This is a genomic window from Jiangella aurantiaca (assembly GCF_004349105.1).
GTDB classification, from domain to species: Bacteria; Actinomycetota; Actinomycetes; order Jiangellales; family Jiangellaceae; genus Jiangella; species Jiangella aurantiaca.
Map to the genome: position 1 here is coordinate 1 of NZ_SMLB01000011.1, position 23858 is coordinate 23858.

The 23858-nt window shown below is 72.7% G+C and carries 19 protein-coding genes and 1 pseudogene; 8 read left to right on the top strand and 12 right to left on the bottom strand.

The window, feature by feature from the left end:
• On the top strand, positions 1-761 hold a 761-nt coding region (locus tag E1262_RS10580), incomplete at its 5' end, for an isoprenyl transferase (protein ID WP_203453747.1).
• 11 nt (positions 762-772) lie between these two features.
• On the opposite strand, the gene E1262_RS10585 is transcribed toward E1262_RS10580, so the two are convergent.
• The 5 genes from E1262_RS10585 to E1262_RS10605 form a co-directional block, all read right to left on the bottom strand.
• Positions 773-1231, bottom strand: coding sequence for a MarR family winged helix-turn-helix transcriptional regulator (locus tag E1262_RS10585; protein ID WP_132103103.1), 459 nt, complete (start codon positions 1229-1231; stop codon positions 773-775).
• 383 nt (positions 1232-1614) lie between these two features.
• On the bottom strand, positions 1615-2859 hold the full coding sequence (locus E1262_RS10590; protein ID WP_132103104.1) for an RNA polymerase sigma factor: 1245 nt from the start codon (positions 2857-2859) through the stop codon (positions 1615-1617).
• 37 nt (positions 2860-2896) lie between these two features.
• Positions 2897-3886, bottom strand: coding sequence for a metal ABC transporter permease (locus E1262_RS10595; protein WP_132103105.1), 990 nt, complete (start codon positions 3884-3886; stop codon positions 2897-2899).
• Positions 3883-4638, bottom strand: coding sequence for a metal ABC transporter ATP-binding protein (locus tag E1262_RS10600; RefSeq protein WP_132103106.1), 756 nt, complete (start codon positions 4636-4638; stop codon positions 3883-3885). Before E1262_RS10600 ends, E1262_RS10595 begins: the two co-directional genes overlap by 4 nt.
• A 13-nt stretch (positions 4639-4651) precedes the next feature.
• Entirely contained in the window at positions 4652-5665 is a 1014-nt protein-coding gene (locus E1262_RS10605; RefSeq protein WP_132103107.1) for a metal ABC transporter substrate-binding protein, read from the bottom strand.
• A gap of 144 nt (positions 5666-5809) precedes the next feature.
• On the opposite strand from E1262_RS10605, the gene E1262_RS10610 reads away from it, so the two are divergent.
• The 3 genes from E1262_RS10610 to E1262_RS31695 all read left to right on the top strand — a co-directional run bounded on the left by E1262_RS10610 (position 5810) and on the right by E1262_RS31695 (position 12363).
• Positions 5810-6220, top strand: coding sequence for a Fur family transcriptional regulator (locus tag E1262_RS10610; protein WP_238992896.1), 411 nt, complete (start codon positions 5810-5812; stop codon positions 6218-6220).
• A 259-nt stretch (positions 6221-6479) separates the two neighbouring features.
• Positions 6480-9563 (top strand): exo-alpha-sialidase, encoded by a 3084-nt coding sequence (locus E1262_RS10615; protein ID WP_132103109.1) that lies wholly within the window; start codon positions 6480-6482, stop codon positions 9561-9563.
• Between the two features lie 220 nt (positions 9564-9783).
• Positions 9784-12363 (top strand): AMP-binding protein, encoded by a 2580-nt coding sequence (locus E1262_RS31695; RefSeq protein WP_132103184.1) that lies wholly within the window; start codon positions 9784-9786, stop codon positions 12361-12363.
• A gap of 180 nt (positions 12364-12543) precedes the next feature.
• On the opposite strand, the gene E1262_RS10625 is transcribed toward E1262_RS31695, so the two are convergent.
• The 5 genes from E1262_RS10625 to E1262_RS10645 form a co-directional block, all read right to left on the bottom strand.
• Positions 12544-13239: a DUF3626 domain-containing protein gene (locus E1262_RS10625; RefSeq protein ID WP_203453749.1), complete on the bottom strand. Its 696-nt coding sequence runs from the start codon at positions 13237-13239 to the stop codon at positions 12544-12546.
• Between the two features lie 5 nt (positions 13240-13244).
• Positions 13245-14297, bottom strand: coding sequence for an ABC transporter ATP-binding protein (locus E1262_RS10630; protein WP_132103110.1), 1053 nt, complete (start codon positions 14295-14297; stop codon positions 13245-13247).
• Positions 14294-15763: an ABC transporter permease gene (locus tag E1262_RS10635; protein WP_132103186.1), complete on the bottom strand. Its 1470-nt coding sequence runs from the start codon at positions 15761-15763 to the stop codon at positions 14294-14296. Before E1262_RS10635 ends, E1262_RS10630 begins: the two co-directional genes overlap by 4 nt.
• Before the next feature lie 118 nt (positions 15764-15881).
• Complete coding sequence (locus E1262_RS10640) at positions 15882-16922, bottom strand: iron ABC transporter substrate-binding protein (protein ID WP_132103111.1); 1041 nt, start codon at positions 16920-16922, stop codon at positions 15882-15884.
• 98 nt (positions 16923-17020) lie between these two features.
• Entirely contained in the window at positions 17021-17431 is a 411-nt protein-coding gene (locus E1262_RS10645) for a DUF6703 family protein (RefSeq protein WP_132103112.1), read from the bottom strand.
• Positions 17432-17541: 110 nt separating this feature from the next.
• Here E1262_RS10645 and E1262_RS32035 point away from each other — a divergent pair.
• The 3 genes and pseudogenes from E1262_RS32035 to E1262_RS10660 all read left to right on the top strand — a co-directional run.
• Positions 17542-17814, top strand: a pseudogene (locus E1262_RS32035) (antibiotic biosynthesis monooxygenase family protein); the annotation flags it as partial.
• Positions 17815-17963: 149 nt separating this feature from the next.
• Positions 17964-19190, top strand: coding sequence for a YibE/F family protein (locus tag E1262_RS10655; protein WP_132103114.1), 1227 nt, complete (start codon positions 17964-17966; stop codon positions 19188-19190).
• 34 nt (positions 19191-19224) lie between these two features.
• Complete coding sequence (locus E1262_RS10660; RefSeq protein WP_132103115.1) at positions 19225-20604, top strand: glycine--tRNA ligase; 1380 nt, start codon at positions 19225-19227, stop codon at positions 20602-20604.
• A 9-nt stretch (positions 20605-20613) separates the two neighbouring features.
• Here the strand turns inward: E1262_RS10660 and E1262_RS10665 are convergent, their stop codons facing one another.
• Positions 20614-21450 (bottom strand): ABC transporter permease subunit, encoded by an 837-nt coding sequence (locus tag E1262_RS10665; protein WP_132103116.1) that lies wholly within the window; start codon positions 21448-21450, stop codon positions 20614-20616.
• Positions 21447-22346, bottom strand: coding sequence for an ABC transporter ATP-binding protein (locus tag E1262_RS10670; RefSeq protein ID WP_132103117.1), 900 nt, complete (start codon positions 22344-22346; stop codon positions 21447-21449). The genes E1262_RS10665 and E1262_RS10670 overlap by 4 nt, the downstream gene beginning before the upstream one ends.
• A 65-nt stretch (positions 22347-22411) precedes the next feature.
• On the opposite strand from E1262_RS10670, the gene dusB reads away from it, so the two are divergent.
• Positions 22412-23554 (top strand): tRNA dihydrouridine synthase DusB, encoded by a 1143-nt coding sequence (dusB, locus tag E1262_RS10675; RefSeq protein WP_132103118.1) that lies wholly within the window; start codon positions 22412-22414, stop codon positions 23552-23554.
• Positions 23555-23858: the final 304 nt, after the last annotated feature.

The window sequence follows — 23858 nt, forward strand, 5'->3', positions numbered from 1 at the left end:
CCCCGCACCCGTCCGGAGCCGTCCCGCCGCCCATCCCGCCGGACCTGGTGCCCGCGCACGTCGCCCTGGTCATGGACGGCAACGGCCGCTGGGCCAACGCCCGCGGACTGCCGCGCACCCGGGGCCACGAGGCCGGCGAGGCGGTCCTGCTCGACGTCATCCACGGCGCCATCGAGATCGGCGTGCGCTGCCTGTCCGTGTACGCCTTCTCCACCGAGAACTGGCGCCGCTCGCCCGAGGAGGTGCGCTTCCTCATGGGCTTCAACCGCACCGTCATCCACCGCCGGCGCGACGAGCTGGACGCCCTCGGCGTGCGGATCCGGTGGGCCGGCCGCCGCCCGCGGCTGTGGAAGAGCGTCATCAGCGAGCTGCAGGACGCCGAGCGGCGTACCCGCGACAACGACGTCATCACACTGCAGTTCTGCGTCAACTACGGCGGACGGGCCGAACTCGGCGACGCTGCCGCCGCGCTGGCCGCCGACGTCGCCGCCGGGCGGCTGCGGCCGGACAAGGTCAACGAGCGGACCCTCGGCCGCTACCTCTACAACCCCGACCTCCCCGACGTCGACCTGTTCGTCCGGCCGTCGGGAGAGCAGCGCACGTCGAACTTCATGCTCTGGCAGTCGGCGTACGCCGAGATGGTGTTCCTCGACACCCTGTGGCCCGACTTCGACCGGCGCCGGCTGTGGGAGGCGATCGAGATCTACGCCAAGCGCGACCGCCGGTACGGGGGAGCGGACCCGGCCGCACCCGCCGTCTGAGCCGGGTGCCGTCAGATGGGGCCCATGTCGCGCTCTTCGCGCCAGCCGAGGTTCGTGGCCATACGCGCCAGCACCTCGACGGCGGCGCGGTACTCGTCGTCGGTGATGCCCTCGGTGACCCGCTGCCGGTCGGTGGCGACCCGGGACTGGATGTCGCTGAGCGCCTTCACGCCGGTCTCGGTCAGCGCGACGCGGTCGGGCCCGACCGGGGTGGCCCAGCCGCGGTTGCAGAGGTCGTCGACCACGGGGCGGACGGTGGGCATGTGCGGCGCGAGGTAGAGCGCCGCCTCGTCGTCGATCTGGGCGTAGGTGGCCGGACCGGCCTCGAGCAGGTTGAGGATCTGCCAGTGCCGCGGCGTGACGGCGGCACTGCCCAGGACAGCGTCGAACCCCTGGTCGATCAGGCGATCGACCAGCTTGAGCCAGTACCCGATCGGGTGCCGCTCCGCGGGCCCCTCCGACGCGTTCATGACAGCTCCTCTGAGCACCGACAGCTCACTTGTACTCGTACAACCACCCGCCAATTAACAGGCATGTCCGCCAGCGCACCGGAGAATGATTCACTCGCCCCGATCGAACGCATCATGATAACGCTTCGGCAGGCCCATTCTCGCCGGCGACGGCGGCATTCCTCTGTCCAGATTATGTGCGCTCGGCCCGCTCTGTATCGGGTTGTCCGCGCGATTGACGCAGCAACCACCGACCGGCGCCCAGCAGCGGCGCGGCCACCGGATCGGCCGGCCGGACGGCGACCGGCGTACTTCGCGGGGCTGCCGAGCGCATTCGTGACGCGTAGCGGGAAACCACGGGCTGAAATAGGCGACCTCATTTCTGCTGCTATTGACGACGCTGATCATTCCGGTGCGCCGAGCCGGGCGGCCTTGTCTTCCAGGTAGCGCTGTTCGGGCAGGCTCGTGGTGCGTTGTGCGGCCAGCCGGTAGGCGGCCTGCGCAGCGTTGGTGTCGCCGGCCATCTCGAGCAGGTGCGCTCGCACCGCCTCCAGCCGATGGTGCTCGGCCAGCCGGCTGTCGCCGGCCAGCGTCTCGAGCAGCGCCAGCCCGGCCCGCGGACCGTCGACCATCGCGACCGCGACGGCGTAATTCAGCGTCACCATCGGGTTGGGGGAGAGCCGTTCCAGCACCTCGTAGAGCGCCACGATCTGCGGCCAGTCGGTGTCGTCGGAGGCCGGCGCCTCGTCGTGCACCGCCGCGATGGCCGCCTGCACCTGGTACGGCCCCAGCTCACCGTGCTTGAGTGCGTCGGTGACCAGCGCGACGCCTTCGTCGATGGCCGCCTTGTCCCAGCGGCCGCGGTCCTGCTCGGCCAGCGGCACCAGGCTGCCGTCGGGCCGGGTGCGCGCCGCCCGCCGCGCGTCGGTGAGCAGCATCAGCGCCAGCAGCCCGGTGACCTCGCCGTCCTTGGGGAGCCGCCGGTGCACCTGGCGGGTCAGGCGGATCGCCTCGGCGGTCAGCTCGACCCGGTGCAGGTCGGCGCCGGACGTGGCCGTGTAGCCCTCGTTGAAGATCAGATAGAGCACGTGCAGGACGGCGCGCAGCCGCTCGGCGCGGTCCTCCTCGGGCGGCAGGTCGAACCGGGCGCCGGCGGTCTTGATGCTCTGCTTGGCCCGGCTGATCCGCTGCCCCATGGTGGTCTCGGGCACCATGAACGCCCGCGCGATCTGCGTCGTCGTGAGGCCGCCGACGGCGCGCAGCGTCAGCGCCACCTGCGACGGCGCCGACAGCGCCGGGTGGCAGCACATGAACAGCAGCGTCAGCGTGTCGTCGGTGTCGGGCGGCTGCTCGTCGGCCGGTGGGGCGGCGAACTGCCCGTCGGACGGGGTCAGCGCGGCCGCCGTCTCCTCCCGCCGGCGCCGGGCCGACTCGCTGCGCAGCTGGTCGGTGAGCCGCCGCGAGGCGACGGTGATGAGCCAGGCGCGCGGATTGTCGGGCACGCCGTCGTCGGGCCACTGGACCGCGGCCGCCAGCAGCGCGTCCTGGACGGCGTCCTCGGCGGCGTCGAAGTGCCCGTAGCGGCGCACCAGCGCACCCAGCACCTGCGGCGCCTGCTCGCGCAGCAGGTCCTCGATTCCCCCGTCCATTCGCCCCATTGTGGGGCATGCCGCCGACAGCGTCCGGTCAATGCTCGTCGTAGTGGCGCCCGTGCGCGGCGTGCAGATGGCCGTCGTGCAGATAGTCGGTGTGGTCGTCGTGCTCGACGGCCGGGTGGCCGCACTCGGGGTCGTGCTGGTGCGGGTGCCGCTCGGCGGGGACGTGCGCTCCGGTGACCCGCGGGTCCTCGCCGTTGGCGGTGCTCGCGGCGCGCCGGCGCCGCAGCAGCGAGCCGACCGGCCAGGCCAGGATGAACCCGATCAGCGACGCGACGACGATGCTCGCGCCCGGCGCGACGTCGACGTAGTACGAGAACATCACGCCGGCCACCGACGGGACCAGGCCGAGCGCGAGCGCCAGCGCGAACGTCGTCCGGAAGCTGCGGGTGAGCTGTTGCGAGGTCGCCACCGGGACCACCATGAGCGCACTGACCAGCAGCAGCCCCACCGTCCGCATGGCGACGGTGACGGTGACCGCGGCCATGACGGCGATCAGCATGCTGTAGAGCCGCACCGGCAGGCCGCTGACCCGGGCGAACTCCTCGTCCTGGCAGACGGCGAACAGCTGCGGCGCCAGCCCCACCGCCAGCGCGATGACCACGACGGCCAGGACGGCGACCACCCACAGGTCGTCCGCGGACACCGTCGTGATCGAGCCGAACAGGTACGTGTTGAGCGTCGCCGCCGTGCTGCCGGCCAGCCCGGTGATGAGTACGCCACCGGCGATGCCGCCGTAGAACAGCATCGCCAGCGCGACGTCGGCCGACGCCCGGCCCTTGGCCCGCACGACGTCGATGGCCAGCGCGCCGAGCACGGCCACCGCGACCGACGTCCACACCGGCGCCCAGCCGGTCGCCAGGCCGATGGCGACACCGGTCAGCGCGACGTGCCCGAGGCCGTCGCCCATCAGCGCCAGCCGCCGCTGCACCAGGTAGGTGCCGACGGCGGGCGCGGCCAGGCCCGTGAGCACGGCCGCGACCAGCGCCCGCTGCATGAAGTCGTAGTCGAGGAAGCTCATCCGAACAGGCCCGCCCCGTAGTCCTCGCGGTGGTCGTCGTGGTGGTCCGGCGGGCCGGTCAGCGTCATCGACGGTGTCGGCAGCGGGCCGTCGTGGACGACCCGGCCGGAGTCGAGCACGACGCCGCGGTCGACCAGCGGCGCCAGCGGGCCCATGTCATGCAGCACCAGCAGCACCGTCCGGCCGGACGCGACGAAGGTCCGCAGCGCGCGGGCGAACGCCTCCTGGCTGCGGTGGTCGACGCCGGCGTTGGGCTCGTCGAGGACCAGCAGATCAGGCTCCGAGGCGGCGGCGCGGGCGATGAGCACCCGCTGCTGCTGCCCGCCGGAGAGGCTGGCGACGCTGCGGCCGGCGTGCTCGGACAGCCCGACGAGCTCGATCGCGTGGTCGACGGCCGCGCGGTCGGCCTTGCGGGCGGGCCGGAACAGCGTCCGGCGGGCGAGCCGTCCGGCGGCGACGACCTCGCGCACCGTCGCCGGGACCCCGGCCGCCGCCGTCGTGCGCTGCGGCACGTACCCGACCCGCCACCAGTCGCGGAAGGATCTCAGCGGCGTGCCGAACAGCCGCACCTCGCCGGCGACGGCCGGCACCAGGCCGACCGTCGTGCGGACCAGCGTCGACTTGCCCGATCCGTTGGCTCCCAGCAGGGTGACGACCTCGCCCTCGACGACCTTCAGGTCGACGCCGTGCAGCACCGGGCGGTCGTCGAGGTCGATCCGCAGCCCGCGGACGTCGACGACGGCTGCTCTCATGAGGTCACCGTACTCACGAACACCCGTTGGCGGTTCGCAGTGCCTCCAGGTTGCCTCGCATCAGGCTGAAGTAGTCCTGGTCGGCGGTGTCGTCGGTGAGCCCCTCGATCGGGTCGAGCACCGCCGTCTGGACGCCGAGGTCGCCGGCGAGCGTCTCGGCGACGTCCGGGCTGACCAGGCGCTCGTAGAAGATCGTGGTGACGCCCTCGGCCTGCACGACGTCCTGCACCTCGGCCAGCCGCTGCGGCGACGGCTCGGCCTCCGGGTCGAGGCCGGAGATGCCGACCTGCTCGAGGTCGTAGGCGGCGGCCAGATAGCCGAACGCCTCGTGCGAGGTGACGATCACCCGCTGCGTGCACTGCGCGAGGCCGGTCTCGAACTCGCCGTCCAGAGCTTGGAGGTCGGTCTTCAGGGCGTCGGCGTTGGCCCGGTAGTCGTCGGCGTGGTCCGGGTCGGCCTCGGCCAGCCGGTCGGCGACGGCGTCGGCGACCGACTCCAGGTTCGTCGGGTCGAGCCAGATGTGTGGGTCGCCGGCGAGCTCGCCGTGCTCGTGGCCCTCCTCTTCCTCGGCGTGCTCCTCCTCGGCGTGCTCCTCTTCAGTGTGCTCGCCCTCGCCCGCGTGCTCGCCCTCCGCGTGCTCGTCCTCGCCCGCCGGCTCGTCGAGCAGCTCGACCAGGCCCGCGACGTCGAGGGCACGGTCCTCGGCGTTCTGCTCGACCGCCTCGTCGACCGACGGCTGGAAGCCGGCCAGGTACACGACCAGGTCGGCGTCGGCGATCTGACCGACCTGCTGGCCGGTCAGCTCGAGGTCGTGCGGCTCGCCGCCGGCCTGGGTGAGGTTCTCGACGGTGGCGTTCTCGCCCGCGACGCGTTCGGTCACGAACGCCAGGGGATAGAACGACGCGGCGACGGTGGGCCCGTCGCCGCCACTCGCCGTGGGGTCGTCGTCGGAGCCACAGCCCGCGAGGGCCAGACCGGCGAGGGCGACGGAGCTCAGCGCGGCCGCTGCCGCACGACGGTTCTTCATGGGACACATTCTCATCAAGACTGACAACCATTGTCAAAACAGCCGCGGGTCTGGTACATCGCTCGCGTCGCTGCTCGTCTCCGGCGGTCGTCCGGAGCTAGACTTGAGTTGGTAATGAGAATCGACAGGGAGCGGGCGACTCAGGTGACGGTACGCGATCAGCCGGCCAAGGAACACCGCCGGACGCGGCAGCGCGCTGCGGTCGACGAGGTGCTCGACGAGACCGAGGACTTCATCAGCGCCCAGGAGCTGCACGCCCTGCTGCGCACCCGCGGTGCCGGCGTCGGTCTCGCCACCGTCTACCGCACCCTCCAGACCCTCGCCGACGACGGCCGGGTCGACGTCCTGCGTTCCGACGCCGGCGAGGCGGTCTACCGCCGCTGCGTCCGCGAGGAGCACCACCACCACCTGGTCTGCCGGTCCTGCGGCGCCACGGTCGAGATCGCCGGCCCGACGGTCGAGCGATGGGCCAAGTCCGTCGCCGACCAGCACGGTTACACCGACGTGTCGCACACACTGGAGATCTTCGGCACCTGCCCGCGCTGCGCCGCCTGACGCGCCGCCGGGCGCGCCTGGCACCCCCACATCAAAGTTGATCTTGGAGTTCTTCGGCTTTACTGCCTGGAATGTCCGATAGATGGCCGAACAACTCCAAGATCAACGGGTGGGGATGGCGAATCTGGTCGGCGGCGGGCGGTGATCGCTGGTCGGCGCGCTGCAGCTCGGTGCGCGAGAAGACCATTGCCGATGCCTGAAATGTCCCGGTAACGTCGAGGCCATCATCTCTAATACGTATTAGGGTCCAGGAGGCGGCGTGCTGAGGGCCGGGCGATCGCGACGGCGGACTTGGCGGGTACTGGCGGCGGCGACGGCCGCCGCCTTGACCTTGGGGGTGGTGCCGCCGGCGACGGCGGAACCGGCGGCTCCGGCCCCGGCTGCCGACGAGCGGCCGGGGGAGTTCGACGAGACCGTGCTGTGGGACTCCGCCGCCGACGGCCCGCACGAGAGCTACCACGTGCAGGGCCTGGCCGTGACGCCGTCGGACACGATCCTGGCGTTCACCGAGGGCCGGCACGAGGTCTGCGACGCCGGGCCGCGCGACATCGTGCTGCGCCGCAGCACCGATGGCGGCGACAGCTGGGAGCCGAGCCGGATAATCGTCCCGTCGGTGGACGGGCAGTCCTGGGGCAACCCGACGCCCGTCGTCGACCGCGACACCGGCGAGATCTTCCTGTTCTTCGGCCTCTCGATCCTCGACCCCGCCAACACCGGCTGCTCCGGCGACCGTCAGGAGATCTACCTGAGCCGCAGCACCGACGACGGCGTCACGTGGTCCGCGCCGGTGGAACTGGACGAGCTGTTCGCCGGCAACCCCTACGACTGGACGCTGCACGGTCCCGGGCCCGGCCATGGCCTCCAGCTGAAGGGCGGCCGTCTGGTCATGCAGGTGCTGCACCGCCGAGAGGTGGTCGGCCACACGACGCCCGAGCGGCTCTACGGCGTCTCGATGATCTACAGCGACGATCACGGCGCCACCTGGCACACGGGCGAGCCGATTCCCGTCGACGTCAACTACCCGATCAACGAGAGCCGCGTCTACGAGCGCGGCGACGGCGCGCTGGTGGTGAACGGGCGGTCGGCGGCGGGCGGGCACCGGCTGCGGATCAGCGCCGTCAGCACCGACGGCGGCGAGACGTGGTCCGACCCGGTGCACGAGCCGGTCACCGGCCGCTACAACGCCGTCGACGCCGGCTTCCTGCGGTTCGAGGGCCCCGACGGCGTCGGCCGGCTGCTGCACTCGCGGCCGGACTCCGCCCGGCGCGAGAACCTCACCGTCTCGGTCAGCTACGACGACGGCGCCACCTACCGCTACGACGCGATCGTCAACCCGGGGCCGTCGTACTACTCCGACATGGCGACGCTGTCCGACGGCACGATCCTGCTGTTCTACGGCCGCGACGGCGAGATCCTCGGCTCGCCGGCGCGGCTGGTCATGGCGCGCTTCGACCTCGCCTGGCTGACGAACGGCCGCGACACCGGCGACGGGACCGGGATCACCGAGCACGCGGTCGAACTGGGCGACGCCGCGGGTGCCGTCGTCCGGCCGTCCGCCGAGCCGCCGGCCACGCAGACCGTCACCCCCGACGTCGCCGGCGGGAACGACGCCGTCGTCGGTGGCGTGCCGGTCCCCGGCGACGGCGGGTTCGTCCTCGACGGCGACGACCACCTGGAGATTCCCGCGACCGACGCGGTCAGGGCCGCCGGCGACACGTACACCGCGTCGGCCTGGTTCCGCACCGACCGCCCGGACACGCAGGCGATCCTCTGGGCCTACGGGTGGGGCTCGGCCACGCCGCAGTGGTGGCTGCGTGCCGAGCCGGGCGGCAACCGGGTCCAGGCGCTCATCGACACCGGCCTGGCCACTGCCACCCTGACCGCGCCGGGTGCGTACGCCGACGGGCAGTGGCATCACGTCGCGCTGACCCGCGGCGGCGGCGCCATCGAGCTGTACGTCGACGGCGTGCGGGTCGCGCAGGCGGCGTCCCCGACCGGCGACCTCGCGTTCAGCGCCCGCGAGGGCATCCATGTCGGGCAGCGGCCGGACGGCGCGAACCGGCTGACTGGCGGCGTCGACGAGGTGCGGCTCTACGACCGGGTGCTGACGGCGGACGAGGTGGCGGCGCTCGCGTCGTCGCGGGCTGCCGGGGCCCCGGCTGCCGGGGACGCCGTCGTGCACCTGCCGCTGGACGAGACCGTCCGCGAGCGGCTGCCCTGGCCGCGGCCGGCCGCCGTCGCCGACGGGAACGCCCGTGGCGGCGCCGCGCTGACGTACGCCGCGACCGGCCCCGGCGACTACCTGGAGTTGCCGTTCCGGCTCGCCCGGGAGGAGGGCGCGTTCGAGGTCGCCGTCCGGTACGCCCGCGGGCAGGACGCCGGCCGGATCCAGGTGAGCATCGACGGCCAGGTGCTGCCCGACGGCGTGCTCGACCCGAGCCTGGACAGCGGCGACGCCTACCAGACCTACCAGCACGGCACCGTCGATCTCGACCGCGGGCCGCACCGGATCCGGTTCACGCTGCTGGAGCCGGGCCGGCTCCGCGGCACCACGATCGCGCCCGACGAGCTCACGCTGATCGCCGCCGAGCACCCCTCGGACGAGGTGCACCGCGACGTCGTGGTCGACGACGACTCGGTCGGCGTCTTCCGCATGACCGGCACGTGGAGCCGGGCCACCGGGCAGGCCGGGCACCCGTACTTCGGCGTCAGCTACCGGTCCGCGCCGGCCGGTTCCGGCGAGCGGTCGGTGAGCTGGCAGGTGGATGTCCCGGTCACGGGGGAGTACCACGTGCTCGCGTGGTCCGTCGCACACGCCAACCGCGCCTCCGACGCGCCGTTCACCGTTCACCACGCCGACGGGGCCACCATGGTGCCGATCGACCAGCGCGGACAGGCGCGGGTCGTGGGCGACGCGCGGCCGGGTGTGTGGGTAGGCCTCGGGGCGTACCGCTTCGAGGCGGGCGCGGCCGGACGGGTGGAGCTGTCCAACGCCGCCGACGGTTTCGTCATCGCCGACGCGGTCATGGTCACCCGGGACCCGGTGCCGGGGCCGACGACCGGCGTCACCGCCGTCGCCGCGTCGGCATCTGCCGTCCGGGTCGGCTGGACCCCCGTCGACGGCGCCGACGGCTACGACGTCGAGCGGCGGGTCGCCGGCACGGAACTGTGGGAGCTGGCCGGCCGGCTTGGACCGGACGCGACCTCGCTCGACGTGACCGGGCTGGCGCCGTCGACAGCGTACGAGTTCCGCGTCTACGCGTTCACCGAGCCCGACCCCGGCCGCCCCGCACTGGCCGGCCAGGCCTCGGACCCGGTGGTCGCGACCACCTCAGGTGGGTGATGGCCGTGACAGGGGAGCCCAGCGTCAGCACTGCGTGGTTGCTGCACGGACGACCCCCTGCGTTCGCAATGGCTCAACAGGATGGCAGTCGGCAGCCGCCGAGCCGAGCGCCAGTCGCCCGCTCGTCTTGAAATGTCCGTCCATCAGCCCTTAAGGTAAGGCTCGCCTTATCAACAGTCGCTGTGCAACAGCGGCTCCGTGCGGACGGTGCGTGAGCGGTATGACGGTGGTGTCGCCGCTGCCTCGAGGACCGGTGCCTGCCGCGCCTGCCGTCGTCCCGTTCGCGCGCGACCTCGCCCGCCACGGCGACCGGCTCGCCGTCGTCGCCGGGGGCGACCGCTGGACCTACCGCGAGCTGGCCGAGCGGGTCACCACGACGGCGGCCCGGCTCGGCGCGGGCCGGAAGCTGGTCCTGGTCAGCGGCGCGAACGACCCCGGCCAGCTGGTCACGTACCTCGCCGCGCTGGCCGCCGGGCACGTCGCGCTGCTGGTGCCGCCCGCGCAGGCCGGCGCCGTCGCGGCCGCCTATGACCCGGACGCCGTGCTGCTGCCCGGCGGCGAAGTGGACGTGCGCCACCGGGTGCCCGCCCACGAGCTGCACCCGGACCTGGCTCTGCTGATGCCGACCTCCGGCTCGACCGGGTCGCCGAAGCTTGCCCGGCTGTCGCACCGGAACGTGCAGGCCAACGCGGAGTCGATCGTGCGGTTCCTCGGCATCCGGGACACCGACCGGGCCGTCACGACGCTGCCGATGCACTACGTGTACGGGCTCTCCGTCGTGAACACCCACCTGCTGCGCGGCGCGGCCGTCGTCCTCACCGACCTGTCGGTGGCCGACGCCTGCTTCTGGGACCTGTTCCGGGCCGAGGGCGGCACCACTCTGTCCGGCGTCCCGCACACGTTCGACCTGCTCGATCGTGTCGGGTTCGCCCGCATGCGGCTGCCGCGGCTGCGCTACGTCACCCAGGCCGGCGGCCGCCTGGACCCGTCGTACGTCCGCCGCTACGCCCAGCTCGGGCGGCGGGCCGGGTGGGACTTCGTCGTCATGTACGGGCAGACGGAGGCGACCGCGCGGATGGCGTACCTGCCGCCGGAGCTGGCCGATGCGCACCCGGCGACGGTGGGCGTGCCGATTCCGGGCGGCTCGTTCGTCATCGAGCCGGCGCCCGAGGCCACGGCACCCGGCGTCGGCGAGCTGGTCTACCACGGCCCGAACGTGATGCTCGGGTACGCGTCGTCGCCGGCCGACCTCGCGCTCGGGCGGACGGTGACGGCGCTGCGCACCGGCGACCTGGCCCGTCTCACGCCGGAGGGGCTGGTCGAGATCGTCGGGCGGCGCGGCCGGTTCGTGAAGATCGCCGGCCTGCGGGTCGACCTCGACCACCTCGAGACGGCGCTGTCCGGGCCCGGGGTGGACGTCCGGTGCACCGGTGCCGACGGCGAGCTGCTGGTGGCCGTGTCCGGACCCGGTGCGGAACCGGGCGCGGTGCGCCAGGAGATCGCCGGCCGGTACGGCCTGCCCGCCCGCGCGGTCACCGTCGCGGCCGTGGCGGAGCCGCCACGGCTGGTCAACGGCAAGATCGACTACCCGGCGCTGGGAGCGTTGGTCTCCGCTGCGCCTCGAACGGAGCCGGAGCGGGACGACAAGGGCGCCGAGACGCCCGAGCGGCTGCGGGCCCTCTACGCCGAGCTGCTCGGCCGCCCCGACGCGACCCTGGACAGCACGTTCGCCGACCTCGGCGGCGACTCGCTCTCCTTCGTCGAGGTGTCGATCCGGCTCGAGGACGAGCTGGGCACCGTCCCGGCGAACTGGCACGTGACGCCGATCCGCGAACTGGCGGCGGCGGGCGCGCCGGCCGGCCGCGGCCGGGGGCTGGTACGGGTGCGGCGGGTCGAGACCGGCGCGGCGCTGCGGGCGCTGGCGATCGTCTGCGTCGTCGGTACGCACGCCGGGCTGTTCACCCTGCTCGGCGGCGCGCACGTGCTGGTGGCGGTCGCCGGGTTCAACTTCGCCCGGTTCCGGCTGACCGCCGCCGACCGGGCGACGCGGCTGCGCCGGCAGGCCGTCGGCATCGCCCGGATCGCGGTCCCCAGCATGCTCTGGATCGGCGGCGTCGTGCTGCTGACGAACCAGTACGGCCCGCTCAACGTGCTGCTGCTCAACGGCCTGCTCGGCCCGCCGTCATGGACCTCGGACTGGCACTTCTGGTTCGTCGAGGTGCTCGTCTACGTCCTGGTCGTCATGGCCGCGCTGCTCGCCGTCCCATCCGTGGACCGGCTGGAGCGGCGGTTCCCGTTCATGTTCCCGGTCGTGCTCCTGGGATGGGGCCTGCTGGGCCGGTACGAGGTCGTCGACCTCGGCGTCCCGCACACCATGCCGGTGTTCTGGCTGTTCGCGTTCGGCTGGGCGGCCGCGCGGGCGTCGCGCTGGTGGCAGCGGCTGGGGCTGACGCTCGTGCTGGCCGTGACGGTGCCCGGGTTCTTCGGCAACTCCGCCCGCGAGGTCGCCATCGTCGCCGGGATCGCGCTGCTGCTGTGGCTGGTCGCCGTGCCCTTCCCGGCGCCGTCACACCGGGTGGTGAGCGTGCTGGCCAGCAGCTCGCTGTACGTCTACCTCACCCACTGGCAGGTCTACCCCCACCTCGATGACATCCACCCCGCCCTCGCCGTCGCCGCCTCCCTCGCCGCCGGTGCCGCCGTCTGGTGGCTGGCCGGCCGGGCGACGGCGCTGGTCAGCGGGCTGGGTGCCAGGCCGGGAGCCGCCCGGGCGGGCGCGGGTACGACTCCTGGTCGCGTCTGAGCAGGTCGGCGTCGCCCGGGCCCCATGAGCCGAACGGCGCAGGGTCGTACATGGGGAATTCGAGCGGGTCGACGGGGTCGCGCGAGTCGCTCGTCGCTCGTCCCTTCACGCTACCGGGTTGATCACGGAGAACTCCCCCTTCAGAGGCGCTCAAAGGGGGGTGTTTCTCCATGATCATCTTCATGGCGTGGGCCCGACCTGCCGGCCGAATCGCGCGAGGACCTCCAGGGCGACCCCGTAGCCCGGATGCCACTCCACCGCACAGCCCAGCTCGCCCGCCGCTCGCTCCACCCCCGTTCCCCGGTATGACGGGTCGAGCACGATCGCCTCGACGTCGCGGCGCAGGTCGATGGGGCCGTGCACATGCGCCTCCACGTACCGGTCGAGGACGTCGTCGAACGGGTACCGCTCCAGCATCTCGAGCAGCGCGAACCGGTCGGCGGTGCCGAAGTGCGACGGGTCGAACACGCTGTCCGGCACGGCGAACGTCGTCCGCTCGGCGACGTGCGCGGCCAGCCGCAGGTGCGCCGACCCGAACCGCGGGGACCCGCCGTAGGCGTCGCTCAGGTGGTTCAGCGATCCGTACTTCGGACGGTCGGCCGCCCGACGGTCGTCGTAGAAGCGGCCGAACAGCCGGCTCTCCCAGCGCCATCGGTCACCGCCGCGGAAGGCGGTGAGCCCGCCGTTGCTCACCCCGGTCTCGAACTGCGAGCGATACACGCCGTCGCGGGCCAGCGCCGTGATGACGTCGGCGCCGCCGACCGGCAGGTCGGGCTGGAAGTGGACGGTCACCCGCAGGTCCGCCGCGAGCACGCCGTCGCCGCAGGCAAGCGAGCGCACCCGCGCCACCGCGTCCGCGAACCCGTCGTCCACCACGACGCTCAGTCTGCTGGGTAGAGCACCCCGCCGCCGGCGACGGTCACCGAGACCGGCATGCCGGCACGGTAGGCCGGCCCTTCATGGGCGGGCACCCGCAGCGGGATCAGCACCGAAGAGGTGCCCGCGGTCCGCAGCAGCACCTCGGCGTGCGAGCCGCGCGAACGGACGTCCTCGACGACGGCGTTGTGTGCGCCGTCGACGGGCCTCAGCTCCAGCTGGGCCGGCCGGATGAGCAGGCGGGCGCCGGGCCTGCCGTTGCTGCGGTCGTGCCGGACGGGGACGCGGCCGAGCGCGCAGTCGACGCCATCGGATGCGGAGCCGGCCCAAGCGGGCAGCACGATAGCGGCGCCGAGGAAGGCGGCGACCTCGGCGCTGACCGGGTTGTCGAACACCGCCGACGGCGGCCCCGACTGCACCAGCCGGCCCCCGGCGATGACGGCGATCTGCCGGCCGAACGACAGCGCCTCGTCGTGGTCGTGGGTGACGAGGAGGGTGGTGACGCCGCTCGCCTCCAGCGCCTCGACGACCGCCTGCCGGGTCTGCTCGCGCAGGCCGGTGTCGAGGGCGCTGAACGGCTCGTCGAGCAGCACGACCTCGGGCCCGGGCGCGAGGGCGCGGGCCAGCGCGACCCGCTGCTGCTGCCCGCCGGAGAGCTGGTGCGGATACCGGCCGGCCAGCGCGGGGTCGAGCGAGGCCAGCTCCATCACCTCGCGGACCTGAGCGGGGTCGCGCCGCCGGCGCGGCAGCCCGAACCGGACGTTCTGCTCGACGGTGAGGTGCGGGAACAGGGCGCCGTCCTGGGCGACGTAGCCGATGCCGCGACGGTGCGCCGCGACGAACCGGCCCGGCGCGGTCAGCGTCGTCCCGCCGAGCGTGATCTCGCCCTCGTCGGCGTGCTCGAACCCCGCGATCAACCGCAGCAGCGTGCTCTTCCCGCTCCCGGACGCCCCGACGACGGCCGTGCGGGTGCCGGCGGGCACGGTCAGCGACACGTCCCGCAGCACCGGGACGCGGCCGAACGACTTGGCGACGCCGGTCAGGGACAGGGTGGTCATCGGGTCCCCCACCTCCGGGACTGGGCGAACATGAGCGCGACCGCGGGCACCGACAGCAGGATCAGCAGCAGGGCGTACGGCGCAGCGGCCGGGTAGTCGATCGCCGACGCCTGCGACCAGAACTGGGTCGCGAGCGTGCGGGTGCCGGTCGGCGCGAGCAGCAGGGTCGCCGTCAGCTCGTTGGCGGCGCCGAGCCCCACCAGGGCGGCACCGGCGGCGATCGACGGCACCAGCAGCGGCAGGGTGACCCGCAGCCGTGCGACCAGCGGCGGATGCCCGAGCGAGCGGGCCATCTCCTCCAGTACGACCGGCGCCTGCGCGATCCCGGAGCGCAGCGGCACCAGCGCCCGCGGCAGGAAGATCATGACGTAGGCGAGGACGACGGTGAACGCCGTCTGGTAGAGCCCGGGCAGCACCCGAAGCGTCACCGTCACCAACGCCAGCGCGACGATGATCGCGGGCAGGCTGGCCGCGACGTACGACGTGCCCTCCAGCAGCCGGCTGAGTCGTCCGGGATGCCGCGCGGTGAGCCAGGCCAGCGGCAGCGCCACCAGCACCGCCGTCAGCGCCCCACCGCCGGCCAGCAGCACCGTCTGTGTCAGCGCCTGCGGCAGCTCCGGCTGCGACCAGGCGGCACCACCACCGGCCCGGCCGAGCCAGCGGACCACGCTCGCGAGCGGGATGGCGACGGCGGCGACGCCGAGGGCCGTCAGTGCCAGCAGCACCAGCGGCGTCAGAACCCCCAGCCGCTGCGGGACCGCGGCCCGCGCCGCGCCCGCGCCGACCCGTGCATACCGCGCCCGGCCGCGCGCGCCCGCCTCCGCGACCAGCAACGTCAGGCACAGCACTGACAGCACGACGCCCAGCGCGCCGGCCGCCGGGCCGGCGAAAGTCGACTGGTACTGCACGACGATCGCCGTGGTGAAGGTGTCGAACCGGATGAACGCGAACGCGCCGTACTCCGCCAGCAGGTGCAGCGCGACGATCAGCCCGCCGCCCAGGATCGCCAGCCGCAGCTGTGGCAGCACGACCCGCCCGAACACCGCCCACGAGCCCAGCCCGAGCGAGCGCGCCGACTCCTCCAGCGCCGGGTCTAGCCCGCGGATCGCCGCCATCGCCGGCAGGTAGACCAGAGGGTAGTACGCCAGCACTGACACCAGCAGCCCGCCGCTGAGCCCGTTGATCGACGGGACGGCGCTGGCCCAGCCGTAGCTGCTGACGAACGCCGGGATCGCCAGCGGCGCGACCAGCACCACCGCCCAGAACCGGCGGGCCGGCAGCGTGGTCCGCTCCACCAGCCACGCCCCGCCGACGCCGAGCAGCACTGTCAGCGGCACCCCGAGCACGACCAGCAGGACGGTGTTGACCAGCAGCTCGCCGACCCTCGGCCGGAAGATCAGCGGCTCCAGCGTGCCCCAGCCGACGTCCACCACCACCGACACCACGTAGCCCAGCGGCACCAGCATGACGACGGCGAGCGCGACCGCCACCACGACCAGCGTGACGGGTGGCGGTGCGCCGGAACCCGCGTCCGCACGTCGCGGCGGTGTCTGGAGAGAGTCGGTGGCGGCCACGAACCGGCCCTTACAGCAGCCCCGCGTCCGTCATCAGATCGGTGACCTCGACGCTGTTGAGGTTCGACGGGTCGACGGCCGGAGCCTGCAGCGAATCCAGCGTGGGCAGCGCCGGAGCGGCCGGGACACCGCTGGCGACCGGGTACTCCATGCTGTAGCCGGTGCCGAGGATCTCCTGGCCGGTAGCGCCGGTGAGGAACGCGAGGAACTGCTGCGCCTCGTCCTGGTTCTCGCTGGAGGCCAGCACACCGCCGCCGGAGACGCTGACGAACGCGCCCGGATCCTGGTTGCGGAAGTAGTGCAGCGCGGTGTTGCCGCTGTTCTCCTGCGTGCCGTCCTGGTCGCGGAACCAGTAGTAGTGGTAGATGATGCCGCCGGGCACCTCGCCGGCGTTGACGGCCTTCATCGTCGCGATGTTGTTCTGGTAGACGGTCGCGTTCTCCTTCATCCCGTCCAGCCACGCGCTGGTCGCGTCGGGACCCGTCAGCTCGAGGATGGCCGACACGATGGCCTGGAAGTCCGCGCCGCCGGGTGCCCCGCCCCAGCGGCCCTTCCACTCGGGTCCGGCGAGGTCCATGATCGATGCGGGCAGCTCGGCCTCGGGCAGCTCGTCCGGGTTGTAGACGAACACCGTCGAGCGCGCCGCGATGCCGGTCCACAGGCCCGACGACGGGCGGTACTGCTGCGGCACCTGGTCCAGCGTGGCCTGGTCGACCGGCGCCAGCAGGCCGGCGTTCTCGACCAGCGACATCGCGGGGGAGTTCTCGGTGAGGAACACGTCGGCCCGCGACTGGTCGCCCTCCTGCACCAGCTGGTTGCCCAGCTCGGCGTCGTTCCCGTTGCGCAGGACGACGTCGATGCCGGTCTCTGCGGTGAACGCGTCGGCCCACTCCTCGGTGAGCTGCTCGTGCTGCGCGTTGTAGATCACCAGGGCGTCGTCGGAGGCGGACGCGACGGGGTCCTCCTCGCCGTCGTCGGAGCAGGCGGTGAGGCCGAGTGCGACGGCGGCCAGGCAGGCGGCGATCACGGCCGAAGGGCGGCGGCGGGTCATGGTGTCCTCGATGGGTGCGTTCCGATGGGCGAGGCGAGAATAGCCTAACCTAACCCACGCACCTCGACACGGATCGGGTGGCGCCAGGAACGACGGATTCAGGTCAGCCAGCCGCCGGCGCGGGCGACCACGAGGGCGCCGAGCGCGACGACGATGAAGCCGCGGCTCAGCCGCTGGCCGGCGGAGAGCCGGGGCCAGGCGAGCACCAGCAGCCAGGTGAGGAACAGCACCACCAGGCCGAGCAGTGCCGGGCCGATGGGCGACGGCGCCAGCAGGCCGCCGAGCAGCACCGCCGCCGTCACCACGCCGAGCAGCCACTTGGGCGCCGCGGTGAGCTTGACCAGCATCGGGTAGCTGACCGCCTCGATGCGGGCGCGCAGGCTCGACTTGGGCGGCGGGCCGGCCGGGGCGGGGCGGCGGCTGCCGCCGGACCGCGGCGCACGCGACCCGGCGCCCGGCGCGGCGGGCCGGCGGTTCGGGTTGCGGCGTGGCTGGCGGTTCTGCGGCACTGGAGATCCTTCGGGACGGACTGATCACCGAGCATCGTACGGTGGATGGTCGACATACTGCTGCATGGCTCCGACAGAGTCGAGCGGCCGCCGGCCTCGAAAGGATCACGATGCTCGTCGTCACCCGGTACCGCGTCCCGCCTGCGGATGCGGTGTCGTTCCGCGACCGCGCCCGGCGGGCGCTCGAGGTGCTCGCGGCCAAGCCCGGCTGGCGCGGCGGACACGTGGGCCGCGCCGCCGACGATCCCGAGCTGTGGGTGGTCAGCAGTGAGTGGGAGAACGTCGGCTCCTACCGCCGCGCGCTGTCGTCGTACGAGGCCAAGCTCGAGGCGGTGCCGCTGCTGTCGCTCGCGGTCGACGAGCCTACGGCGTTCGAGATCGTCGCGACGGTGGAGAGTGCGGCGCCGAGCGCGCGGGCGTCCGACGCCGACGAGGTGGGGCTCGGCCACGCCGCCGCGCCCGTCGTGCCCACCGATTTCGATGCGGCCTCAGCTGAGAAGCGTACTTCGGCCGGTTCCGATCGTGGCGAACCGTGAGCGCCGTCCACCTGCACGGCACCGAACCCGCCCCGCCGGCCGGGCCGCACGTGCGCCGGCTGGTGCTGGCGGTGCTGATCCCGCTGGTCCTCGCGACCATCGCCGGCCTGATCCTGCTCTGGCCGGATGGCGACCCGCCCAGCATCGAGGCCGGTGTGCGCACCGACGGGACGATCCTCGCCATCGAGCCGTGCGAGGACGTCGTCGAGGCGCCGCCGACACCTGAGGGCGAGGACACCGCCGGCGAGTGTCTGCAGGCGCGGGTCCGAGTCGACGCCGGGCCGGACGAGGGCGTCGAGACCGTCGTGCCGCTGCCGTTCGGCATCGGCGCGCCGGAGTTCCACGAGGGCGACGAGGTCGTGCTCAGCGCGCTGCCAGACGCGCCGCTGGAGAGCCGCTACGAGGTGCTCGACTTCCAGCGCGACGCGCCGCTGCTGTGGCTGGCCGGGCTGTTCGCCGTCGCCGTCGTCGTGCTGTCCGGCTGGAAGGGGCTGGCCGCGCTCGGCGGTCTGGCCGTCTCGCTGGTGGTGCTGCTGGTGTTCGTGCTGCCGGCCCTGCTGACGGGGGAGTCACCGCTGCCGGTCGCCGTCGTCGGGGCTTCGCTCATCATGATGGTGACGCTGTACCTGGCGCACGGGCTGTCCGTCCGCACGTCGGTGGCGCTGATCGGGACGCTGGTCAGCCTCACCCTCACCGGGCTGCTGGGCTCGCTGTTCACGTCGGTGGCGCACTTCACCGGGCTGGCCGGCGATGCGGCGTCGTACCTGGGCACCGTCAACACCGAGATCGACGTGCGCGGGCTGCTGCTCGCCGGGCTGGTGATCGGCGCGCTGGGAGTGCTCGACGACGTCACGGTGACGCAGAGCGCCGCGGTGTGGGAGCTGGCCGCCGCGGACCCGTCGTCGTCGCGGCGGTCGCTGCTCGGCGCCGGACTGCGGATCGGCCGCGAGCACGTCGCCGCGACGGTGAACACGCTGGTCCTGGCCTATGTCGGCGCCGCGTTGCCGCTGCTGATGCTGTTCAGCGTCGCGGGCCAGGGTGTGACCGACGTCATCACGACGGAGGCGGTGGCGCAGGAGATCGTCCGGGCGCTGGTCGGCGGGCTCGGCATCATCGCCGCGGTGCCGGTGACCACGGCCTTGGCGGTCCTGGCGGTGCGGGGACGACCGGCCCGGCCGGCTGGCCGACGCCGCAAGCCGGTGTCGTCTACCCTCGAACCTTGACCCGGACGCCGAGACCCCGAATGGAGTGACCACCGTGCCTGCGCCCGTCGACGCCATCGTCTCCCTCGCCAAGCGCCGTGGTTTCGTCTTCCCGACGGGTGAGATCTACGGCGGTACGCGCTCGGCCTGGGACTACGGGCCGCTCGGGGTCGAGCTGAAAGAGAACGTCCGCCGGCAGTGGTGGCGCTCGATGGTGCAGCAGCGCGACGACGTCGTCGGCCTCGACTCCGCGGTCATCCTGCCGCGCGAGGTGTGGGTCGCGTCCGGGCACGTCGAGGAGTTCGTCGACCCGCTGGTCGAGTGCCAGTCCTGCCACCGCCGCTACCGCGCGGACCAGCTGGAGGAGGAGCACGCCGAGCGCAGCGGGCTCCCCGTCGCCGGCGGGCTGGCCGAGGTGCCGTGCCCCACGTGCGGCGCGAAGGACTCCTGGACAGAGCCGCGCATGTTCAACGGCCTGCTCAAGACGTACCTCGGCCCGGTCGAGTCCGAGGAGGGGCTGCACTACCTGCGGCCCGAGACCGCGCAGGGCATCTTCGCCAACGTCGTCAACGTCATGAACTCGTCGCGCAAGAAGCCGCCGTTCGGCATCGCGCAGGTCGGCAAGTCGTTCCGCAACGAGATCACGCCGGGCAACTTCATCTTCCGCACCCGCGAGTTCGAGCAGATGGAGATGGAGTTCTTCGTCGCACCCGGCACCGACGAGCACTGGCACGAATACTGGCTGCAGGAGCGCTGGAACTGGTACGTCGGGCTGGGGTTGTCCGAGGACAACCTGCGCCTCTACGAGCACCCGGAGGAGAAGCTGTCGCACTACTCGAAGCGGACAGTCGACATCGAGTACCGCTTCGGCTTCGGAGCGACGGAGTTCGCCGAGCTCGAGGGCGTCGCCAACCGCACCGATTTCGACCTGACGACGCACGCCAAGCACTCCGGCCAGGACCTCAGCTTCTTCGACCAGGAGAAGGGTGAGCGCTGGACGCCGTACGTCATCGAGCCGGCCGCCGGGCTGACCCGCTCGGTGCTCGCGTTCCTGCTCGACGCCTACGACGTCGACGAGGCGCCCAACGCCAAGGGCGGCGTCGACACCCGCCACGTCCTGCGGTTCGACCCGCGGCTGGCGCCGGTCAAGGTGGCCGTACTGCCGCTGTCGCGCAACGCCGACCTGTCGCCGAAGGCCCGCGACCTCGCCGCCCGGCTGCGGTCACGGTGGAACGTCGAGTTCGACGACGCCGGCGCCATCGGCCGCCGCTACCGCCGTCAGGACGAGATCGGCACCCCGTTCTGCGTCACCGTCGACTTCGCCACCCTCGACGACGACGAGGTCACCGTCCGCGACCGCGACACCATGCACCAGGAGCGCATCGGCCTGGACCGCGTCGAGGCCTACCTCGCCGAGCGGTTGCCCACCTGCTGAAGCACGCCGTCAGCGCAGGTCGCGGCGGGCGAACAGCGCCGTGCCCAGCGCGACGGCGACGGCGATGACGAGCAGCGGCGGCCAGACGGCCCACGCCGTCCAGCCGTCGGTGAGCGGCGACGGCGACAGGAACCAGTCCCACGGCGACAGCCAGCGCAGGTTTCCGAAGAACTCGACGAACGCGGCGAGCGCGAAGACGAGGTAGGTCGCCGCGGCCGCACCGGCGCCGGCGGCGATGGCGGCGCCCTTGTTCCCCGTGGCCGCGCCGGTGGCGAACGTCAGCGCGGTGAAGACCATCGCGAGCAGGAAGACGCCCACTCCGGCGGCGACGAGCCGGCCGACGCCGAGCGAGGTCAACTCGAACGGGCCGCGCAGCACCACGAAGACCGCGGTGCCCACGAAGGTCAGCATGGCCAGGAGGACCGCCGTGCCGGCGAAGCGTTCCAGCGCCACCCGGGTGCGGCTGACCGGGTTGGCGAGCAGCGGCTCCAGCGTCCCCTCCCGCTCCGCGCCGGCCACCGTCCACGCCGCCACCATGATCCCGAAGACGAGCAGCAGGATCGGGAACAGGCCGGAGTAGAACCTGCTGTTCAGGTAGCCCTCAGGGCTGACGAGGCCGCCGCCGGCGCCCATCAGCTCGATCACGCCGCGGGGGAGCTGCCGCAACAGCTCCTCGAGCTGGCTGCCGAAGTCCTTGACGGTCGGGTAGCTGGCGCCGATGATCGCGGCCAGGGCAGCGATCGACACCGACCACCACGCCAGGGTGCGCCGGCGTTCGGCCAGCATCTGCCGGAGCACGATCCCCGGCCGGACGCGCAACGCGGGCCTGGTCGTCACGCTGCTCATCGGGCGTCTTCCTCCGCCTGGTAGTAGGTGAAGAAGATGTCCTCGAGATCGTCGTCGTGGCTGATGATGCGTTCGACGCCGTATCCCGCGACGCGGCGCACCAACTCGGCGACGCTGCCGTCGACGACGAGCTGCGCCGTCCGGCCGTCGACCTCGACCGCCGCGACTCCGTCGACGCCGTCGAGCAGGCCGGGCGGCAGGTCGGTGGCGAACCGCAGCTCGAGCCGGTGGCGCGCGATCTCGCGCAGGTTGGCGATGGTGTCCTCGCGCACGAGGCGGCCGGTGCGCAGGATGCCGACCCGGTCGGCGATGTCCTCGACCTCGGGCAGAAGGTGCGACGAGAACAGCACGGCGGCGCCGGCGTCGCGGCGGTCGCGGACCAGCTGGAGGACGCTGCGCTGCAGCAGCGGGTCCAGTCCGGCAGTCGGCTCGTCCAGGACGAGGACGTCCGGGTCGTGCATGAACGCCTGCACGATCGCGACCTTCTGCCGGTTGCCGCTGGACAGCTGGCCGATCCTGCGGCCGGGATCGAGGGCGAGCCGCTCGCACAGCTCCCCGACGCGAGCGCGACCGACGCCGCCGCGCAGGTCCCCGTACCACCGCAACAGCTCGCCGGCCCGCAGCCCGCGGTCCAGGACGACGTCGCCGCCGACGTAGCCCACCCTGGCCCGCAGCGCCAGGTCGTGCGCCGTCCCGCCGAGCAGGCCGGCGTGCCCGGCGGTGGGCCGCACGAAGCCCATGAGCGACCGGATGGTCGTCGACTTGCCCGCGCCGTTCGGTCCCAGCAGGCCGTAGATCTCGCCGGCCCGCACGGTCAGATCGAGCGAGTCGACCGCCGTCAGCTCGCCGAACCGCTTCGTGAGCTGCCTGATCTCGATGAGTGGAGCCTCGGCCATGGGCGCCTCCCCGCGCTGCCGACGTTACCGGTCCGTCGAGGGGATAGTGGACAATGGGTGGCGCCATGACCACCTTGCTGTCCGTCGCCCCACTGCGCCTGGGGTCCCTGCAGATCGACCCGCCCGTCGTGCTCGCGCCGATGGCGGGCGTGACCAACGCCGCCTTCCGCCGGCTCTGCGCCGAGCAGGGCGCCGGCCTCTACGTGTGCGAGATGATCACCTCCCGCGGCGTCGTCGAGCGCGACGAGAAGACGCTGAACATGCTGGTCTTCGCCGACGTCGAGGACGTCCGCTCGGTCCAGCTCTACGGCGTCGACCCCTACTACGTCGGCGAGGCCGTGAAGATCCTCGCCGGCGACTACGGCGTCGCCCACGTCGACCTCAACTTCGGCTGCCCGGTGCCCAAGGTCACCCGCAAGGGCGGCGGCGCGGCGCTGCCGTACAAGCGCGGGCTGCTCGAGCGGATCCTGCGGGCCGCCGTCGGCGCTGCGGCGCCATACGGGATCCCCGTCACGATGAAGACCCGCAAGGGCATCGACGACGACCACATCACCTACCTCGACGCCGGCCGCATCGCCGAGGACGCCGGCTGCGCCGCCATCGCGCTGCACGGCCGGACCGCCGTCCAGCACTACTCCGGCACCGCCGACTGGACGTCCATCGCCCGGCTCAAGGAGCACGTGTCGATCCCGGTGCTCGGCAACGGCGACATCTGGGAGGCCGCCGACGCCGTGCGGATGCTCGAGGCCACCGGCGCCGACGGCGTCGTCGTCGGCCGTGGCTGCCTAGGGCGGCCGTGGCTGTTCCGGGACCTGGCCGCGGTGTTGTCGGGTTCGCCGCCGCCGACGCTGCCGACGCTCGGCGAGGTGGTCGCGATGATGCGCCGGCACGCCGAGCTGCTCGCCGACCTCATGGGCGAGGACCGCGGCCTGCGCGACATTCGCAAGCACATGGCGTGGTACCTCAAGGGCTTCGTCGCCGGGCAGCAGGTCCGGGCGTCGCTCGGCATGGTCTCGTCGCTGGCGGAGCTGGATGGCTTGCTCGGCGAGCTGGACCCGGCCCAGCCGTACCCGGTCGCCGAGCTCGGCCAGCCGCGCGGGCGGCAGGGCAGTCCTCGCAAGGTCGCGCTGCCGGCCGGCTGGCTCGACGACACCGACGGCGTCACCGACGACCTCGCCGCCGCCGAGCTCGACATCTCCGGCGGCTGAGTACGTTGATCATGGAGAAGTCGGGGTTCCCAGGGTGCCGGAACCCTGGTTTCTCCATGATCATCGGCGATCAACCCTGCCAGAACGCCAGCAATCGCCGATGATCATGGACGCTGGGCCGTGATCGTCGTGATCACGTGCGTGCACGGTCGCTGACACGCCGCCAGCGCCGATCAAGATGTGGTGCCGGCCGCGCTCGGTCGATCTACCTGCCGACCTCTTGACACCGGACATTTGGTACGGAAATCTCTTCGTAACCGGTTACTGATACCGGTTACATTCGGCGGGCGGCCAGACGAAATCA

What these genes read in the sequence shown, in the direction of transcription:
- E1262_RS10585 (WP_132103103.1), bottom strand. Translation starts at nt 1,231, where the DNA reads ATGAACGCGTCGGAGGGGCCCGCGGAGCGGCACCCGATCGGGTACTGG.
- E1262_RS10590 (WP_132103104.1), bottom strand. Translation starts at nt 2,859, where the DNA reads ATGGACGGGGGAATCGAGGACCTGCTGCGCGAGCAGGCGCCGCAGGTG.
- E1262_RS10595 (WP_132103105.1), bottom strand. Translation starts at nt 3,886, where the DNA reads ATGAGCTTCCTCGACTACGACTTCATGCAGCGGGCGCTGGTCGCGGCC.
- E1262_RS10600 (WP_132103106.1), bottom strand. Translation starts at nt 4,638, where the DNA reads ATGAGAGCAGCCGTCGTCGACGTCCGCGGGCTGCGGATCGACCTCGAC.
- E1262_RS10605 (WP_132103107.1), bottom strand. Translation starts at nt 5,665, where the DNA reads ATGAAGAACCGTCGTGCGGCAGCGGCCGCGCTGAGCTCCGTCGCCCTC.
- E1262_RS31695 (WP_132103184.1), top strand. Translation starts at nt 9,784, where the DNA reads ATGACGGTGGTGTCGCCGCTGCCTCGAGGACCGGTGCCTGCCGCGCCT.
- E1262_RS10630 (WP_132103110.1), bottom strand. Translation starts at nt 14,297, where the DNA reads ATGACCACCCTGTCCCTGACCGGCGTCGCCAAGTCGTTCGGCCGCGTC.
- E1262_RS10635 (WP_132103186.1), bottom strand. Translation starts at nt 15,763, where the DNA reads ATGCTGGTGCCGCTGGGCTACGTGGTGTCGGTGGTGGTGGACGTCGGC.
- E1262_RS10640 (WP_132103111.1), bottom strand. Translation starts at nt 16,922, where the DNA reads ATGACCCGCCGCCGCCCTTCGGCCGTGATCGCCGCCTGCCTGGCCGCC.
- E1262_RS10665 (WP_132103116.1), bottom strand. Translation starts at nt 21,450, where the DNA reads ATGAGCAGCGTGACGACCAGGCCCGCGTTGCGCGTCCGGCCGGGGATC.
- E1262_RS10670 (WP_132103117.1), bottom strand. Translation starts at nt 22,346, where the DNA reads ATGGCCGAGGCTCCACTCATCGAGATCAGGCAGCTCACGAAGCGGTTC.
- dusB (WP_132103118.1), top strand. Translation starts at nt 22,412, where the DNA reads ATGACCACCTTGCTGTCCGTCGCCCCACTGCGCCTGGGGTCCCTGCAG.